At 63.0% G+C, this 16524-nt stretch carries 14 protein-coding genes; 3 read left to right on the top strand and 11 right to left on the bottom strand.

Annotated elements, in window-relative coordinates:
- Nucleotides 1-239 precede the first annotated feature (239 nt).
- Nucleotides 240-1172 (top strand): LysR substrate-binding domain-containing protein, encoded by a 933-nt coding sequence (locus tag NCR93_RS06225; RefSeq protein ID WP_008349998.1) that lies wholly within the window; start codon nucleotides 240-242, stop codon nucleotides 1170-1172.
- Nucleotides 1173-1282: 110 nt separating this feature from the next.
- Here NCR93_RS06225 and NCR93_RS06220 read toward each other — a convergent pair whose 3' ends face one another.
- On the bottom strand, nucleotides 1283-2653 hold the full coding sequence (locus NCR93_RS06220) for an 8-oxoguanine deaminase (RefSeq protein ID WP_175980002.1): 1371 nt from the start codon (nucleotides 2651-2653) through the stop codon (nucleotides 1283-1285).
- 463 nt (nucleotides 2654-3116) lie between these two features.
- On the opposite strand from NCR93_RS06220, the gene uraH reads away from it, so the two are divergent.
- Together uraH and NCR93_RS06210 are read left to right on the top strand one after the other, a co-directional pair.
- Nucleotides 3117-3470 carry a hydroxyisourate hydrolase gene (uraH, locus tag NCR93_RS06215; protein WP_034473589.1) on the top strand — a complete coding sequence of 118 codons (354 nt, stop codon included), beginning with the start codon at nucleotides 3117-3119 and terminating at the stop codon, nucleotides 3468-3470.
- Between the two features lie 62 nt (nucleotides 3471-3532).
- Nucleotides 3533-4726 carry a urate hydroxylase PuuD gene (locus NCR93_RS06210; protein ID WP_008350004.1) on the top strand — a complete coding sequence of 398 codons (1194 nt, stop codon included), beginning with the start codon at nucleotides 3533-3535 and terminating at the stop codon, nucleotides 4724-4726.
- A gap of 65 nt (nucleotides 4727-4791) precedes the next feature.
- Here the strand turns inward: NCR93_RS06210 and ltaE are convergent, their stop codons facing one another.
- The 10 genes from ltaE to NCR93_RS06160 all read right to left on the bottom strand — a co-directional run bounded on the left by ltaE (nucleotide 4792) and on the right by NCR93_RS06160 (nucleotide 16357).
- Complete coding sequence (gene ltaE / locus NCR93_RS06205; protein ID WP_008350005.1) at nucleotides 4792-5796, bottom strand: low-specificity L-threonine aldolase; 1005 nt, start codon at nucleotides 5794-5796, stop codon at nucleotides 4792-4794.
- Nucleotides 5797-5922: 126 nt separating this feature from the next.
- Entirely contained in the window at nucleotides 5923-7857 is a 1935-nt protein-coding gene (locus NCR93_RS06200; protein ID WP_175980001.1) for an alkyl/aryl-sulfatase, read from the bottom strand.
- A gap of 18 nt (nucleotides 7858-7875) precedes the next feature.
- A complete protein-coding gene (locus NCR93_RS06195) occupies nucleotides 7876-9588 on the bottom strand; it encodes a GMC family oxidoreductase (protein WP_175980000.1) in 1713 nt (570 codons plus the stop codon).
- 222 nt (nucleotides 9589-9810) lie between these two features.
- Nucleotides 9811-10314 (bottom strand): ureidoglycolate lyase, encoded by a 504-nt coding sequence (locus NCR93_RS06190; protein ID WP_033537260.1) that lies wholly within the window; start codon nucleotides 10312-10314, stop codon nucleotides 9811-9813.
- On the bottom strand, nucleotides 10314-11324 hold the full coding sequence (gene alc / locus NCR93_RS06185; RefSeq protein WP_175979999.1) for an allantoicase: 1011 nt from the start codon (nucleotides 11322-11324) through the stop codon (nucleotides 10314-10316). Before alc ends, NCR93_RS06190 begins: the two co-directional genes overlap by 1 nt.
- A 43-nt stretch (nucleotides 11325-11367) precedes the next feature.
- The gene (gene uraD / locus NCR93_RS06180; RefSeq protein ID WP_008350016.1) at nucleotides 11368-11892 is read right to left on the bottom strand and encodes a 2-oxo-4-hydroxy-4-carboxy-5-ureidoimidazoline decarboxylase; all 525 of its coding nucleotides are present in this window, start codon (nucleotides 11890-11892) and stop codon (nucleotides 11368-11370) included.
- Complete coding sequence (gene puuE / locus NCR93_RS06175) at nucleotides 11889-12839, bottom strand: allantoinase PuuE (RefSeq protein WP_250532187.1); 951 nt, start codon at nucleotides 12837-12839, stop codon at nucleotides 11889-11891. Before puuE ends, uraD begins: the two co-directional genes overlap by 4 nt.
- Before the next feature lie 131 nt (nucleotides 12840-12970).
- Entirely contained in the window at nucleotides 12971-13708 is a 738-nt protein-coding gene (locus NCR93_RS06170; protein ID WP_008350020.1) for an aspartate/glutamate racemase family protein, read from the bottom strand.
- A gap of 50 nt (nucleotides 13709-13758) precedes the next feature.
- Nucleotides 13759-15246: an NCS1 family nucleobase:cation symporter-1 gene (locus tag NCR93_RS06165; protein WP_175979998.1), complete on the bottom strand. Its 1488-nt coding sequence runs from the start codon at nucleotides 15244-15246 to the stop codon at nucleotides 13759-13761.
- Between the two features lie 364 nt (nucleotides 15247-15610).
- Nucleotides 15611-16357: a GntR family transcriptional regulator gene (locus tag NCR93_RS06160; protein WP_239294943.1), complete on the bottom strand. Its 747-nt coding sequence runs from the start codon at nucleotides 16355-16357 to the stop codon at nucleotides 15611-15613.
- Between the last annotated feature and the right edge of the window lie 167 nt (nucleotides 16358-16524).

Here is a 16524-nt window from a genome sequence, read left to right as displayed (position 1 = left end):
GGCCGGGCTGAAAAAAGTTACCGCTCGAGAGCGCAAGACAGCGTGATGTCGCACGAACTCATATCGCGGGCAGAATTTACAGAATTCGAGACGCTAAGTCGATAACTCAAAATTATGTGTTGCGCCCCGCAAACCCAGGCATCGCGGGTAACTCACATCTTGACGAATTTTTTGCAACATATTAAAAACGATATGTCGCACCCCTGCGTCGATCAGCCAGAACATATAGTGGAGATAACATGAGTCAGCAACGCGAGGCGATCGATACTTACTTATTGCGCGTCTTGCATACCCTCCTGATGGAACGCAGCGTGACGCGTGCGGCCGTCAAGCTCAATCAGTCGCAACCCGCCATCAGCGCTGCCTTGCGGCGCTTGCGCGACATCACCGGCGACCCGCTTCTCGTGCGCGGCAAGTCCGGCATGGTGCCGACCGAATATGGCCTGCGCCTGCTCGAACCGACGCAGAACGCGCTGCGTGAAATCGAGCGCATCAAGGTTCAGCAGCATAATTTCGACCCGTCCACTTCGGTGCGGTGCTATCGGATCGGCTGTCCGGATTATCTGAACGTGCTGTTCGTGCCGACTGTCGTCGAGCGCTTCAGGCAGGCCGCGCCCAACGCCACGCTCGAATTTCATTCGCTCGGTCCGGCGTTCGATTACGAACTCGCGCTGGAGGACGGCAAACTCGATATCGTCGTCGGCAACTGGCCGGAGCCGCCCGAGCAGTTGCATCTTTCCAATCTGTTCGTCGACAAGATCGTGTGTCTCGTCAGCAATACGCATCCTTTCGCGAAGCGCGGCGGGCTTACGCTCGATCAGTACCTGAACGCGCCGCATCTCGCGCCGACGCCCTATTCCGTCGGGCAGCGCGGCGCGATCGACGTGCATCTCGCGCGGGAACGGTTGAAGCGTCATGTCGTCGTTACGTTGCCGTACTTCAATCTCGCGCCTTACGTGTTGATCAAGTCGGATCTCGTGTTTACGACGACGCGGCTGTTCGCGGACCATTACGCGCGGTTCTTGCCGCTGGCAGTCGTGCCCGCGCCGCTCGATTTTCCGCCGATGCAGTATTACCAGTTGTGGCATGAGCGGTGTCATTATTCGGATGAAGTGCGATGGTTGCGGGGGCTCGTCGCCGAGGCGACGCGGTCGTTGATCGATCAGCCTTAACGCTTTCCTTGCTCGTTCGTGAAACCTGTGTTCGCGTCGGTCTATTCGCGTTGCCCCTGTGCGAATGGACCAACACGAACACTGGTTTCACGCAACGCCCCCAAGAAAGATCAAGAGCCCGAAGAAGAAGCCTGAACCAAGTCCCGCGCCAGACGATTGTGGCGCTCCACGACCGCGCCTAGATCCACCGTCGCAAGCACCCCATCCTTCACCACGATCTTCCCGTCGATAACACTGGTCGACACCTGCGACGGAGCACAGAACACCAACGCAGCGACAGGATCAGAAAGCCCCCCGGCAAACGCGACCTGCGAGAGGTCGAAGGACACGAAATCCGCCGCCATGCCCGGCGCAAGCGCCCCGATATCATCGCGATTGAGCACCCTCGCGCCCCCGAGCGTCGCAATTTCCAGCGCCTCACGCGCAGTCATCGCATCCGGCCCGAACCCAACGCGTTGCAGGAGCAAAGCCTGCCGCACTTCCGCGACCATCTGCGCGCCATCGTTCGACGCCGACCCATCCACGCCGATACCCACCGGCACGCCCGCATCGCGCATCGCGCGAATCGGCGCGATCCCGGACGCGAGCCGCATGTTCGAGCACGGGCAATGCGCGACACCCGTCCCTGTGCGCGCAAAAAGCTCGATGCCCGCCTTGTCGAGCTGCACGCAGTGCGCGTGCCACACGTCATGCCCGACCCAGCCGAGATCCTCCGCATATTCCGCCGGCGTCATGCCGAATTTCTCGCGGCTATACGCGACATCGTTCACGTTCTCGGCCAGATGCGTGTGCAGCGACACGCCGTATTCGCGAGCGAGCAGCGCCGCATCGCGCATCAATTCGCGGCTCACCGAAAACGGCGAACAAGGCGCGACCACCACGCGCAGCATCGCGTAACGGCCTTCGTCGTGATACGTCTCGATCAGGCGTTGCGAATCCTTCAGAATCGCATCCTCCTTTTCGACGACCGAATCGGGCGGCAAGCCGCCATCCTTTTGTCCGACGCTCATGCTCCCGCGCGCCGCGTGAAACCGCATGCCGATCTCGCGCGCCGCCGCGATGCTGTCGTCGAGCCGGCTGCCGTTCGGATAGATATACAAGTGATCGCTCGACGTCGTGCAACCGGACAGCAGCAGTTCGGCCATCGCGGTCTGGGTCGAGACATGGATCATTTCGGGCGTCAGATGCGCCCAGATCCTGTAGAGATTCGTGAGCCAGCCGAAAAGCTCGGCGTTCTGCGCGGCGGGAATCGCGCGCGTGAGGCTCTGATACATGTGATGGTGCGTGTTGACGAGGCCCGGAATCACGAGATGACCGCGCATGTCGAGCACGTCGTCGGCGGATTGCGGAAGTTCGCTCGTCGGCCCGACCTGCACGATGCGATTGCCCTCGATATACATGCCGCCATCGGCGATTTCGCGGCGCGCTTCGTCCATCGTGACGAGCATGTGGGCGTTCTTGACCAGAAGACTGCGTAGCATAAGCAAACTCTCTCCAGAGACAGTTGGGAAACCAGTGAAAAGCCCCGGTTACCGAGCGTCTGCCGCCGTCTTCGGGACGCGGCAAATATCCATGGATATTGCGCGCACCGCTACTGTCCGCAGCCAAAAAATCGGACGCAATCAAGCGGCAGTCATAGTCATCTTCACGGCGGCAATATATTCCCGATTATTGGCGCGGGTAGCATCGGCAAAAAGCGATTCCGAGCGCGTGCGTCTTGCTTACGCGACGCTGTCATGCGTCAGGCATTATCTTTCCTATCGCGGCCGCACAGCGCGTCTCGAATTCCTACAATGCTGTACACGGCGCGCATCTGAAACGCCGACGGGTATGTAGCCACTGACGTGGAGCCTCGATCCGCCGCAGACGCACCTCGAGTAATCAGGTGCCGAATTTCGGATCGATGCGCAAAGCCGGATCTCGCACAACTCAAGGAAACTGCGAATGGGCAAGCTCACTACCCACGTCCTCGACACCGCGCACGGCCGCCCGGGCGCGAACCTCAAAGTCGAGCTGTTCGCGCTCAACGGCGACGCCCGCCGCGCGATCAGGACCATCCACACGAACGACGACGGCCGCGCCGATGCGCCGCTGCTCGAAGGCGCCGACTTCGAAACCGGCGAATACGAACTCGTGTTCCACGCAGGCGATTACTTCGCCGCGCTCGGCGTGAAAGTGCCCGAGCCGCGCTTCGTCGATCGCGTCGTGCTGCGCTTCGGCATCGCGGATGCTTCGTCGCACTATCACGTTCCGCTGCTCGTGTCGCCGTGGGCGTACAGCACCTATCGCGGAAGCTGAGCGGCAGCCAAAACATCGCTTGAACCCAACAAGCACATAACGAATCGGTAGTGGAGGAGTACATGGAAGGCTTTGTCACCGACTGGCTCAATCTCGTATTGCGCTGTCTGCACGTCATCGTCGCGATCGCGTGGATCGGCGAATCGTTCTATTTCGTCGCGCTGGACAACAGTTTGAAACCGCCAACCGACCCGAACGCGCGCCGACGCGGCGTGTTCGGCGATTTCTGGCACGTTCACGGCGGCGGTTTCTATCACATGCAGAAGTATTCCGTCGCGCCGCAGGACATGCCGGAAAACCTGCACTGGTCGTTCTGGCCGTCGTACACGACGTGGATGTCGGGCTTCGGCCTCTTCTTTGTGCTGTATCTGATGGCGCCGAGCACGTATCTCATCGACAAGAGCGTGCTCGACATGGGTCCGGTGGTCGCCGTATCGGCCGCGCTCGGCTTTCTGATGGCCGGCTGGATCGTGTACGACACGCTGTGCCGCGTGCTCGGCACCAACGACAAGCTGCTCGGCATCTGCGTCGGCATCTATGTGCTGATCGCTGCGTTCATCGCGTGCCATGTGTTCGCGGGCCGCGCGGCGTATCTGATCACCGGCGCGATGATCGCGACGATCATGTCGGCGAACGTGTTCTTCGTCATCATTCCGGGCCAGCGCAAGATGGTCGCCGCGATGCTCAAGGGCGAAACGCCGAACGCGATCTACGGCAAGCGCGGTAAGCAGCGCTCCGTGCACAACACGTACTTCACGTTGCCGGTGGTGTTCGCGATGCTGTCGAACCACTACGCGATGACCTACACGCACAAGTACAACTGGCTGATCCTCGTGCTCATCATGCTGGCGGGGGCGCTGATTCGCCAGTTCTTCGTGATGCGCCATCGCGGCCAGGTGCTGTGGTACATGCCGGTCGCGGGTCTCGTGCTGGTGCTCGGCGCGTTCGCATGGACGATGCCCGCACCTTCGGTGCCCGTCGCCCAGGCCGCAGGCGCGCCGACGATCAAGGTCTCCGACATTCAGCCGATCATCCAGCAGCGTTGCGCGACGTGCCACTCCGCGCATCCGACGATGATGGGCAGCGCACCCGCCGGCGTCCTGCTCGATACGCCCGCGGAAATCAAGCAGAATGCGCAGCGCGTGCATCAGCAGGCCGTGACGCTGAAGGCGATGCCGCTCGGCAACGTCACGCAAATGACGGATGCGGAGCGTCAGAAGGTGGCGGCGTGGTTTGCAGGCGGCGCTGTCGAATAAGCTTGCCGCTGCGCGCAATGAAATGCCCCGCTTCGTTCGGAAGCGGGGCATTTTTCATTCGACCTTCAACGTGCGAAGTAATCCTTCACCGCGCGAACGACCGTGTCGATATCGGCGCGCGACACATCGCGATGCGTGACGAAGCGCGACGCATAGAGCATCTGCGTGAGGATGCCGCGCTCCTTCAGAAAGGCTTCGAGCCGCGCGCAATGCGCCTCGGGAATCTGCGCGAAGACCATGTTCGTCGCGTGCGACTGAATCTTGATGCCATCGATCTGTGCGAGGCCGGCGGCGAGATGCGCGGCGTTGTCGTGGTCTTGCGCGAGGCCATCGACGTGATGATCGAGCGCATACAGACACGCCGCCGCCAGCACGCCCGACTGGCGCATGCCGCCGCCGAGCACCTTGCGCCAGCGGCTCGCGACATCGATCAATGCCTTCGATCCGACCAGCACCGAACCGACCGGCGCGCCCAGCCCCTTCGAGAAGCAGACGGAAACCGAGTCGAACGGCGCGCACAGTTCGCCGACTGGTTTGTCCGATGCCACCGCCGCATTGAATACGCGCGCGCCGTCGAGATGCGTCGACAGACCGCGACTGCGCGCGAGTTGCGTCGCCTCCGCGACATAAGACGCCGGCAGCACCTTCCCGCCGATGGTGTTTTCGAGCGCGAGCAGACGCGTGCGCGCGAAGTGATTGTCGATCGGCTTGATCGCCGCCGCGATCTTGTCGAGCGGCAAGGCGCCGTCGGGCGCGTTTTCGATCGGCTGCGGCTGGATGCTGCCGAGCACCGCCGCGCCGCCGCCTTCGTACTTGTACGTGTGCGCCTGCTGGCCGACGATGTATTCGTCGCCGCGCGCGCAATGCGCCATCAACGCCGCGAGGTTGCTCTGCGTGCCGCTCGGAAAGAACAGGCCCGCTTCCTTGCCCGTGCGCTCCGCGAGCCTGCCTTGCAATTCGATGACGGTCGGATCGTCGCCCCAGACATCGTCGCCGACTTTGGCCGCGGTCATCGCGGCGAGCATCGGCTGACTGGGACGGGTGACGGTGTCGCTGCGAAGATCGATCATGCGTGGTTCCTTGTTTCAGGCTCGTCTGGGCCGACTATCTTAGCCGTTCGATAAAGAGCGCGCCCCGAAACGCGAAAGGCCGGCGCGCCCGCACCGGCCTTTCGATACGCGATAACGACGCGCCGCTTACGGTTCCACGACGTTGAAGTCGTTGTCGACCTGTTCGAGCGCGCCGAGCAGCGACTTGAACGCGTCGAGATCGCCCGTGACGCGGATCTGACCTTCGCGCAGTGCGCCCGCGAAGCCGGTTTCGCCGCAGAGGATCAGATTCAGCGTCTCGCGCGTCATGTCGATCTGCGCGTGCGGCGGCAACGCAGACGGCAGCGCAGACCACGTCAGCGCGCCGTGCTGCAGATTCACGGAGAAGCGCTTGTCGACATCGCTGAAACGCCAGTCGAAGCGCGCAGTCAGATTCTGTGCCTTCAGCCCGTCGATACGCACCGCCAGATAGTCGAAGAACATGTCTTCGGTGATCGCGCACACCATGTCGCGGCTGCGGCTCGCGAACTGCGTCGCCGCGCGATGCCCTTCCCGCAACTCGCGCGCACCCAGAAGGAACGCATTGCGCCACGTCGCCGATTCGGCCTGATAGCCCATCTGCTCCAGCGCCGCCGCGCCCAGTGCGCGCGCTTCGAGCAACTGCGGCTGCGCGAACACGAGATGATTCATCACCTGAGCGACCCAGCGATATTCGCCCTTGCCGAAATCCCGGCGCGCGCGTTCGAGCACGGCATCCGCGCCGCCCATGTACTCGACGTAGCGCGGCGCCGCCAGTTCCGGCGGCAGCGCGTGCAGATTCGACGGATTGCCGTCGTACCAGCTCAGATACTGCTGATAGATCGCTTTCACGTTGTGCGACACCGTGCCGTAATAGCCGCGCGCGTGCCACAGCGCGTGAAGCGAATCGGGAAGGCGCATGACCTCCGCGATCTCGGCCGCGTTCATGCCGCGATTCATCATGCGTACGGTCTGATCGTGCAGATACTTGTATAAATCGCGCTGTGCTTCGAGATATCCGGCGATACGCTCGCGGCCCCAAGTCGGCCAGTTGTGCTGCGCGAACACGACATCCGCGTGGCGTCCGAAGCGCTCCAGCGACTCGCCCAGATAGCGCGCCCAGCGTTGCGCATTGCGCACGTTCGCGCCGCGCAGCGGACACAGATTGTGCAGCGAGCGCGTGCCGTTCTCCGCGAGATTGAGCGCGCGCTCCTGCGGGAAGTAGAAATGCATTTCGGCGGGCGCTTCGCTTTCCGGCGTCAGCTGGAAAACGATCTCGACGCCGTCGATGACATGCGTCTCCAGCGGCTCCCGAATGAGCTGCGTCGGCGGAATCAGCGTGATCGTGCCGCGCGGCATGGTCTTGCCCATGCCGGCATCGATCTGGCAGCACGCGTTGCGCGCGAGCGTGTGGCCGAACTGGAACTGCGCGCGGCGCGCCATCGCCGGGCCGGCCATCACGTTTTCCGACACCGCCTCTTCCATGAACCCGGCCGGCGCGATGATCGCCGTGCGCCCGGCCTGCACATCCGCGTCATTCGTGACGCCGCGCACGCCGCCGAAATGATCCGCGTGGCTATGGCTGTAGATGACGGCCACGACCGGACGCTTCGGCCGATGCGCGCAATAGAGCGCGAGCGCGGCCTCGGCGGTTTCCTTGCATGTCAGCGGATCGATGACGATGAGCCCGCTGTCGCCCTCGATGAACGTGACGTTCGAGACGTCGAAACCCCGCACCTGATAAATGCGCTCCGTCACCTTGAAAAGGCCGTGCAGCGAATTGATGCGGGCGTGACGCCACAGCGACGGATGCGCGGTGTCGGGCGCCTCGGGCTCGTTCAGAAAGGCGTAGTCCGCGAGGCTCCAGACGAGCTGGCCATATGCGCCGCGCACCTCGGCGTCCGGCACCGTGCCGATGAATCCGCGCCGCGCGTCCGCTTCCTCCTCGGGATCGTCGGGAGGCAGTTCGTGCAGCGCGCGCTCGTGCGCCGCGCGCGTCGCCGCGGTCGCCGGCAGCGACGGCGGATAAGGTTTCGGCAGCGCCTGTGTGTCACCGTTTTGCATGCGATGTTCCCCGCTGAATTAGATTGCCTCGACGCGCGTCTCGGTGGAGACGGCGGCACGAATGAGATCCGCGGCCTTCTCCGCGATCATGATGGTCGGCGCGTTCGTGTTGCCGCCGATGATCGTCGGCATGACCGAGGCGTCGGCCACGCGCAGACCATCGATGCCGCGCACGCGCAGGTCGGGGTCGACGACCGCGAGTTCATCGACGCCCATCTTGCATGTCCCGACCGGATGAAAGAGCGTGTCCGCATGCTCGCGGATGTAAGCGCGAATGGCGCGCTCATCGCCCTCGCCGGGGCCGAAATCGTCGGTCATGAGCTCGCGCCCGCCCGCTTGCGCAAGCGCGGGCTGCGAGAAAATCCGGCGAATGAGCCGCACGCCGGTCACGAGGTTGTCCATGTCGGATTCCACGCTCAGATAGCGCGGATCGATGAGCGGCGCATCGCGCATGTCGCGCGACTTGAGGCGAAGCACGCCACGGCTTTTCGGGCGCAGGTTGGTCGCGTGACAGCTGTATCCCGGCGGCGCTTTCCTGCCCGCGCCGTCGCCACGGCTGCCCACGAGCGCGAGAATGAACGCGAACTGCAGATCGGGTTCCGCGAGCCCTTCGCGGCTGCGCGTGAAGCCGCCCGCCTCGATGATGTTCGATGCGAACATGCCTGTGCGGTCGCGCCTGTAGCGCATCAGCTCCGGAATCATGCGCGCGATGTTGCGCCACGAGTAGCCGTAGAGATCGGCGGTCGGCACGGCCTTCTTGATCGTGATGTCGATGTGATCCTGCAGGTTCTCGCCGACGCCCGGCAGATCGTGCACGACATCGATACCCATCTCGCGCACATGCGCGGCCGGGCCGATTCCCGATGCCAGAAGCAGTTGCGGCGAATTGAACGCGCCCGCGCACACGATGACCTCGCGACGCGCACGCAGGCTGCGCTCGACGCCATCGCGCACGACGCGCACGCCGGTCGCCCGCTTGCCGTCGAACTCAATGCGCAGCGCGATCGTGCCGGTCATCACCGAGAGCGAGTCGCGGCCGCCGCAGAGCGATGCATCGGCTGCGTCGCCGCGATGCAGATACGCGCGCGCGGTGTTCCAGCGCTCGCCGTTGTACTGCGTGACCTGATATAGCCCGACGCCTTCCTGATGCTGCCCGTTGAAATCGTGATTGAGCCGCATGCCCGCCTGCAACGCGGGGTCGATGAAGCGCTGACTGAACGGATTGAGCGTGCGCTGATCGCAGACGTGCAGCGGGCCTTGCGCGCCGTGGAAGGCGTCGTCGAGACCATTGCGGATCCGGCCGTTCGACTCGGCCTTGCGGAAGTACGGAAGGACTTCTTCGTAGCTCCAGCCGCGGCATCCGAGTTGCGCCCATCGATCGTAATCGTTGCGATGACCGCGCACATACAGCATGCCGTTGATCGACGAGCTGCCGCCGAGTCCGCGGCCGCGCGGCTGAAACGACACCCGGTTGTTCAGCGACGGTTGCGGCAGCGTGTGATAACCGTAGTTGCGCACATTTTCCTTCACCGCCAGCTTCGCCACGCCGACGGGCGCCCACACCGTGTAGTGATGATCGTCCGGGCCGGTCTCCAGCAATGCGACCGTGACCCCTTGCTGGTCGGCAAGGCGGCTCGCGACCGCGCATCCCGCCGATCCTGCCCCGACCACTATGTAGTCATACTGATCGTTACCGCTTACGCTCGCGCGCCTCCTGGCCGAATCGCTCATGCTGTCTCCGTATTTATTAGTGCGGCACCGGACGGTCCCGAGGCGGACGCTGGCCGGATGCAAGCCGTCCGTCAAGGGTAAGGGGCGGGTCTGTCCCGTTCAACGGAGATTTCGGGTGGGAAGGCGGCGATATCGGGTGGTGTGGGCGGCGCTGTGACGAAAAAAAAGACCGGAGGTGCGTTCCGGTCTTTCGTCACTGCGCGGGTGCTGCTTTCGATGCGCCTATCGCAGCGCGTCTTCGGTCAGCCAGAGCGATTCCTTCAGATCCTGCTCGTTGAGGTTGTGCCCTTCGCCGCCGCCGCGATCGACGACGATGTAATCGCTCACCTTCCCCAGCGCGAGCAGCGGGTGATGCCACACGCCTTTCGCATAGTTCACACCCTGCCAGCCGCGCGTGACGAAGGCGCGGATCTTCGATTCGTCGAGATCGCCTGCGGGCGCGACGACGACGAGATACGGCCGGTCATCGAGCGGAATGAACGCCTGGCTGCCGAGCGGATGACGCTCCATCATCTTGCATTCGAACGGCAGCGTGCGCGGCTGGCCGCGAAACAGATTGACGATCGCGTGGCCGCCGCCGTCCGTCACGTCGACGTTGCACAGATCGTGGAAGCGGATCGTGGTGCCGAGGTTGATTGGAATCTGCTTGGCGCCATCGAGTTCGATGACATCGCCATAAGGCTTGAACGCTGCGCGCGTCAACGGTTCGATAGCGAGTTTCTTCATCATGCAAGGGTTCCGAGGAGACGAAGACGCGACACGCCGCCGTCAGGATAAATATTGAAGCGCACGTGCGTCACCGGGCCGAGCGCGGCGAGTTCGGACTCGAAAAAATGCTGCTTGTCCATCTGCAGTTTCTGTTCGCCGAGCAGCACCGGCCAGAACATCGCCTGCGTGACGAGCGAGCTGTCCGTGCCGCCCTTCACGTATGCCGCCTGAAGCGAGCAGCGGTCGGGGAAATTGCCCTTGAAGTGCGCGGTATCCACTTCGACCTTCTTGATGATGCCCGGCTGCGCCAGCGCGACGATACACCAGTCGTTGCCCGGCTCGCGACGCCGGCGCGTTTCCCAGCCGTCGCCCATGTTCACGCCGCGGCCCGGCATCAGCAAGGTCGATGCGAGACCGAAGTGCTGATTGTTCGTGCCGACCATATACGCGCCGTTTTCCATCGCGGCGAGATCGACGAGCGCATGCTTGTCCGCGTTGCTCCAGTCGAGTTGCGGCTGGCCATAGACCCGCAGACGCGCGATGCCGCCATCCGGATAGATGTTCACGCGCAGATGCGTGAACGGCTGCTGGACCTCGACTTCGAGATAGTGATGGCTGTTGCCCTGCAGCGTCGTCGACGGGACGATTTCCGTCCATTGCGTCGACTGATTCGGTGCGCCGTCGGCGACATGCGCCCCTTCGATCGACGCCGCCGGCGGGAAGTTGCCGGTGAAGTGGCTCGTGTCGACATCGATGCCCTTGATGACGCCCGGACGCGCGAGCTTGACGATGCACCAGTCATAGCCCGTCGTGCGCTTGCGGCGCGTTTCCCAGCCGTCCATCCACTTGCCGTGATCGTCGTACTTGCCGGGAATGAACACCGCCGGCTCGGGATTCAGCATGCGTTCCTTCGGCGCGAAGAAATCGTCGCTCGCCTCGAGTGCCTGCGCGCCCAGACGCGGGTCCGCCAGGTTCACATAGCGGCGCGTGAAGTCGGGCGCATTGGGATCGAGAGTCGGGATTGCCATTTGTTTCTGTCCTTCTTTTCGTTCGTTTACGGTTGTTTGCGGATTACGCCGCTTGAATCAGGTCGTTCAACCTGAAGCCCGCGATCCGGTAAATCTGGTCGAGACTCGTGCGCAATTCTTCGGCGCGGTCGTGATTCACGCGCGCTTCGAAGTTCGCGATGATGCCGTGACGGTCATAGCCGCGCACCGCGAGAATGAACGGAAACCCGAATTTCTCGCGATACTGCGCGTTCAGCGACTGAAGCCTGTCGAACTCTTCCTGCGTGCACAGATTCAGGCCCGCGCCGCTTTGTTCGCGCGTCGATTCGGCGGTCAGCTCGCCGCGCACCGCCGCTTTGCCCGCGAGCTCCGGGTGCGCGTTGATGAGCGCGAGCTGCCTGTCTTCGCCGGCCTCTTCGACGATCTGCGACATCGCGCGATGCAGCGCGTCGATGTCCTTGAACGGGCGCTGTTGCGCCGCTCTTTCCGGCACCCACGGCGAGTGCTCGAAAATGCCCGCGAGCACCGTCACGAACGTGTCGGCGGGCATGGTGTTGAGTTGGTCGAGTGTGTAGTGCATCGCCTTCATGCCGCCGTCCCGTTGTTAGCTTTTTCGAAAGGATGTTGCTCGCGCCAGTGACGCGCGATGTCGACACGCCGCGTAACCCACACGCGATCATGCTTCTCGATGTGATCGAGGAATTTCTGCAGGCCACGGAAGCGCCCCGGCCGGCCGAGCAAGCGGCAGTGCATGCCGATGGACAGCATCTTCGGCGCTTCGTCGCCTTCTTCGTAGAGCACGTCGAACGCGTCTTTCAGGTACGTGAAGAAGTGATCGCCCGTGTTGAAGCCTTGCGGCGTCGCGAAGCGCATGTCGTTGGTGTCGAGCGTGTACGGCACGATCAGATGCGGCTTCTTCTCGCCGCCCGTCACTTCGACTCCGGTCCAGAACGGCAGGTCGTCGCCGTAATAGTCGGAGTCGTAGAGGAAACCGCCGTATTCCGCGACCAGCCGATGCGTATTCGGGCTATCGCGTCCGGTATACCAGCCGAGCGGCCGCACGCCCGTCACGCGCTCGATCGCTTCCATGCCGAGGCGCATGTGTTCGGCTTCCTTCTCCGGCGACATGTCCTGATAGTGAATCCACCGATAGCCGTGACACGCGATTTCATGCCCCAGTTCGACGAACGCCTTCGCCACTTCGGGATGCCGCTCGATCGCCATGCCGACGCCGAAGATCGTCAGCGGCATGCCGCGCTTCTCGAACTCGCGCAGGATGCGCCACACGCCCGCGCGCGAACCGTATTCGTAGATCGACTCCATGCTCATGTGACGCGACGGATACGCCGCCGCGCCCACGATCTCCGACAGGAACTGCTCGGAGCCCGGATCGCCGTGCAGCACGCAATTCTCGCCGCCTTCTTCGTAATTGAGCACGAATTGCACGGCGACGCGCGCCCGTCCCGGCCAGTTCGCCTGCACCGGGTGGCGGCCGTAGCCGATCAAATCGCGTGGGTAGTTCGGATCGAGTGACATGGCTGGCGTTCTGCTCAAGCGTTGAAAAAACGGGATTGTCGACGATTCAGTGTAGCTAAAAGACCCGGACGCGCCCATACATCAGGGCGCATAATCCGGGTCACGTCATCGGTATGTGTCCGGCGAAAAGGCTATCGGCGCGGGCTGAAATCCGACAGCACGCCGTCGTACCGTTTCGCGAGCGGGCGCGCGTAGTCGCCGCGTTTCGCCGTGTGCAGCTTCAGCGCGATCAGCGCCTCCGCCCATTTCACCGCGGCCGTCACGCCCTCCACCACCGGCGCGCCGATCGCGTCCTCCACTTCGCGGCAGAACTCCGCCATGCCCGCGCAGCCGAGCACGATGGCGTCCGAGCCGTCTTCGTCGAGCGCGCGCCGGCATTCGTCGATGATCGTCCGACGCGCCGGCGACCCCGGCACATCCAGTTCGAGCACGGGGACGTCTGTCGCGCGGACGTTCTTGCAGAAGCGCTCCATGCCGTAGCGCTCCGCCAGATGCCAAGCCATGCCGACGGTACGCTGCAACGTCGTGACGACGGAAAATCCCGGCGCGATGACGCTCGCCGCATGCATCGCCGCCTCCGCGATGCCGATCACCGGGCCGCGCGCCAGTTCGCGTGCGGCGTAAAGGGCCGGATCGCCGAAGCACGCGATCACATAGCCGTCGAAGCCCTGCTTTTCGCCCGCTTCCACTTCGGCGAGCAGACCGAGCGACGCGACCGCCTCGTCGTAATAGCCTTCGATGGACGGCGGGCCCATCGTCGGGCTGACGGCGACGATCTCCGTGCCGGGCGCGGCGACCTCGCGGGCGCAGCGGCCCATCGAGTCGGTCATGCGCTGCGTCGTGTTGGGGTTGATCAGTTTGATGCGCATTGCTGTCTCCACACTGCCTTTGGAAATTCTCTCAGGTTCCAGCTATCGTTTTAGACTCCGCGCTTGCGATCCGCGAGGAAGTAATAGAACACCGCGCCGAGTCCCGCACCGATGAACCACGAGAAGTTCGCAGCGGCTTCGAGCGCCGGCACCATCACGCAGAGCGTCGCGAGCACGGCGGCCGGCACGAGCGCCATCACCGCGCGGCGGTTCACGCCCTTCGTGTACCAGTACTTGCCCTGTTCCGACACCGTGTAGAGATCGTCGACCACCAGCTTGCCGCGTTTCACGAGATAGAAGTCGAGGATCAGCACGCCATACAGCGGTCCGATGAAGCTGCCGAGAATATCCAGCGTGTAGTGGATCACGGCCGGGTTGTTGAACAGGTTCCACGGCGTGATGAAGATCGACGCGACCGCCGCCATCATGCCGCCCATGCGCCAGCTGATGAGCTTCGGCGCGACGTTCGAGAAGTCGAAGGCCGGCGACACGAAGTTCGCGACGATGTTGATGCCGATGGTCGCGATCGTGAAGGTCAGCGCGCCGAGAATCACAGCAGACGGATGGTCGATGCGGCCGACGGTTTCCACCGGATCCGTGATGAGCTGGCCGAAGACCGGCAGCGTCGCCGCAGTCGTGATGACGGTCACGACCGAGAACGCCAGGAAGTTGACCGGCAGGCCCCAGAAGTTGCCGCGCTTCACGCTGCGAAAGCTCTTGCCGTAGCGCGAGAAGTCGCCGAAGTTGAGCATCGGGCCGGAGAAGTACGAAACGACGAGCGCGATCGCGGTGATCATCACGGGAATCACTTCCGTGCCGTGATACTTCACCCCGCCGAGGTTCAGGCCGATATTGTCGATGCCCGCGCGCCACACCATATAGCCGGCGAGAATGAACATCACGACGTAGACGGCGGGACCGGCGAAGTCGATGAACTTCTTGATCATCTCCATGCCGCGCCAGAACACGACGGCCTGCAGCACCCAAAGCAGCATGAAGCCCGCCCAGCCGAGCGCCGAAAGCCCGACGAAGCCGTACTTGTGGACGTCGGCATAAGGCATCAGCGACGGCACGAACTTCAGCACGACGATGACGAGCGCGCTCGACGCCAGATATGTCTGAATGCCGTACCACGCCACCGCAATGAGCCCGCGGATCACGGCCGGAATGTTCGCGCCGAGCACGCCGAACGTGGCGCGGCACGCGACGGGATACGGCACGCCCGCCACCTGGCTCGGTTTAGCGATCAGATTGCACAGCACGTTCACGAGCCCAATGCCGATCAGCAGCGACACCAGCACCTGCCAGCTCGTCAGGCCGAGCGCGAAGAGACTTCCGGCGAACACATAACCGCCGACGCTGTGCACGTCCGACATCCAGAACGCGAAGATGTTGTACGCGCCCCAGGTCTGATTCTTGAGCGGGGCGAGGTCCTCGTTGTAGAGCCGGTCGCTGTAACCGGCGGGCAGATGTTGCTCTTCATACTCGTTGTCGAGCGGCGGCAGGGTTGAGCTGCCGGATGCACTGAACTGGGCCATGACGTCTCCTTCATTGGCTGCTTGCGTGATGAGAAAACTGCAAATGCTCGGGGTTCAACCTTCGATCGGATGCCTTCGCTGACGTGTCGGATGTCTCCATCCCGCGCGGCATTCTTCGGATTTGCGTTTTCGCCTTCGGGCATGAGGCCGAGAGCGCGCGAGGCATCGGCCCGGCACGCCCGCCCTGCGGCGGCTTTCATTTCACGCTCACACGAGCGTCCTGTTCGGTGCGATACACGCTACGGATTTTCAAAGCGTGCGACTCTCCACGCGCCTTCTCGCGAAGCGCGAGGCACGGTCTCCAGTTATTTAGTCCTGCTTGATTCAGCCGATGGCAGATAGTCCGATCTGCCGTCTGTCTGCCTTACATATCGAGCGCTCGTTCGCGCTCGGCGGGCTTCATGAACACTTCCTTCAGATCGACCGCGCCGCGTGCCGGCCGCTCCAGCATCTTCAGTTCGACGTCGCGCAGATGTTGCGCCATCAACACGCCGGCTTTCGCTGCATCGCCTGCATCGAGCGCGGCGAGAATCGCTTCGTGATCTTCGAACGAGCACGAACTCTTGCCGAGCGATTCATACAGCGCCGAGATCAGCGTCGAACGCGCGACGAGTCCCGACAGGCATTCGCACAGCACCGTGTTGCCGGTAAGCGCCGCGAGTTCGGTGTGAAACTCGCCGGAGAGCCGGATCCACGACGAAAAATCGTGGCTTTCGAAAGCGCGGCGCTCTTTTCCGATCGTCGCGCTGATCGACTTCAGCCGACGCACGCCGTGCCCTTGCGCAATTCGGTCCACCACGGCCAATTCGATGATGCGGCGCATTTCGAACACTTCATGCACTTCCTGCAACGACGGACTCGCGACGAACGCCCCGCGATTCGGCTCCAGATCGACGAGCCGTTCGTTCGACAGTTGCGCGAGCGCCTGGCGGACGGTGCCGCGCTTCACGGCGAACACCTCGCATAACTGCGCTTCGGTCAGCTTCGCGCCCGGCGCCAGCCGATGCTCGAGGATCGCGGCGCGGATGTTCTCGGCGATCGACTCGGCGTTCGCCCCATTGGGAGCGGAATCCGAAACATTCGATGCAGCACTACGCTTGGTGTCGGACATGATGTGCTCGCTTGCATGTTAAGCATCTTAGAATCGACATAAAGATTGTCAACAATTCATTTTTAAAATTATCGGTTACCGCGCGTTTTTCGAGTACCGCGTTTTACTGAGGCCCAATATCGGCGGGCATCGCAGCAGATTCCACAAGTTTTTGTCAGCATTGTCGC

Source organism: Caballeronia sp. ATUFL_F1_KS39 (genome assembly GCF_023630985.1).
In the GTDB taxonomy this organism is placed as follows: Bacteria; Pseudomonadota; Gammaproteobacteria; order Burkholderiales; family Burkholderiaceae; genus Caballeronia; species Caballeronia zhejiangensis.
The sequence above is the reverse complement of the archived record's forward strand: the minus strand, read 5'-3'. Positions and strand labels throughout refer to the sequence as shown.

Coding starts and splice junctions, on each gene's coding strand:
- NCR93_RS06225 (WP_008349998.1), top strand. CDS start 240: ATGAGTCAGCAACGCGAGGCGATCGATACTTACTTATTGCGCGTCTTG.
- uraD (WP_008350016.1), bottom strand. CDS start 11,892: ATGAAGGCGATGCACTACACACTCGACCAACTCAACACCATGCCCGCC.
- NCR93_RS06190 (WP_033537260.1), bottom strand. CDS start 10,314: ATGAAGAAACTCGCTATCGAACCGTTGACGCGCGCAGCGTTCAAGCCT.
- NCR93_RS06170 (WP_008350020.1), bottom strand. CDS start 13,708: ATGCGCATCAAACTGATCAACCCCAACACGACGCAGCGCATGACCGAC.
- alc (WP_175979999.1), bottom strand. CDS start 11,324: ATGGCAATCCCGACTCTCGATCCCAATGCGCCCGACTTCACGCGCCGC.
- NCR93_RS06165 (WP_175979998.1), bottom strand. CDS start 15,246: ATGGCCCAGTTCAGTGCATCCGGCAGCTCAACCCTGCCGCCGCTCGAC.
- ltaE (WP_008350005.1), bottom strand. CDS start 5,796: ATGATCGATCTTCGCAGCGACACCGTCACCCGTCCCAGTCAGCCGATG.
- puuE (WP_250532187.1), bottom strand. CDS start 12,839: ATGTCACTCGATCCGAACTACCCACGCGATTTGATCGGCTACGGCCGC.
- uraH (WP_034473589.1), top strand. CDS start 3,117: ATGGGCAAGCTCACTACCCACGTCCTCGACACCGCGCACGGCCGCCCG.
- NCR93_RS06200 (WP_175980001.1), bottom strand. CDS start 7,857: ATGCAAAACGGTGACACACAGGCGCTGCCGAAACCTTATCCGCCGTCG.
- NCR93_RS06160 (WP_239294943.1), bottom strand. CDS start 16,357: ATGTCCGACACCAAGCGTAGTGCTGCATCGAATGTTTCGGATTCCGCT.
- NCR93_RS06210 (WP_008350004.1), top strand. CDS start 3,533: ATGGAAGGCTTTGTCACCGACTGGCTCAATCTCGTATTGCGCTGTCTG.
- NCR93_RS06220 (WP_175980002.1), bottom strand. CDS start 2,653: ATGCTACGCAGTCTTCTGGTCAAGAACGCCCACATGCTCGTCACGATG.
- NCR93_RS06195 (WP_175980000.1), bottom strand. CDS start 9,588: ATGAGCGATTCGGCCAGGAGGCGCGCGAGCGTAAGCGGTAACGATCAG.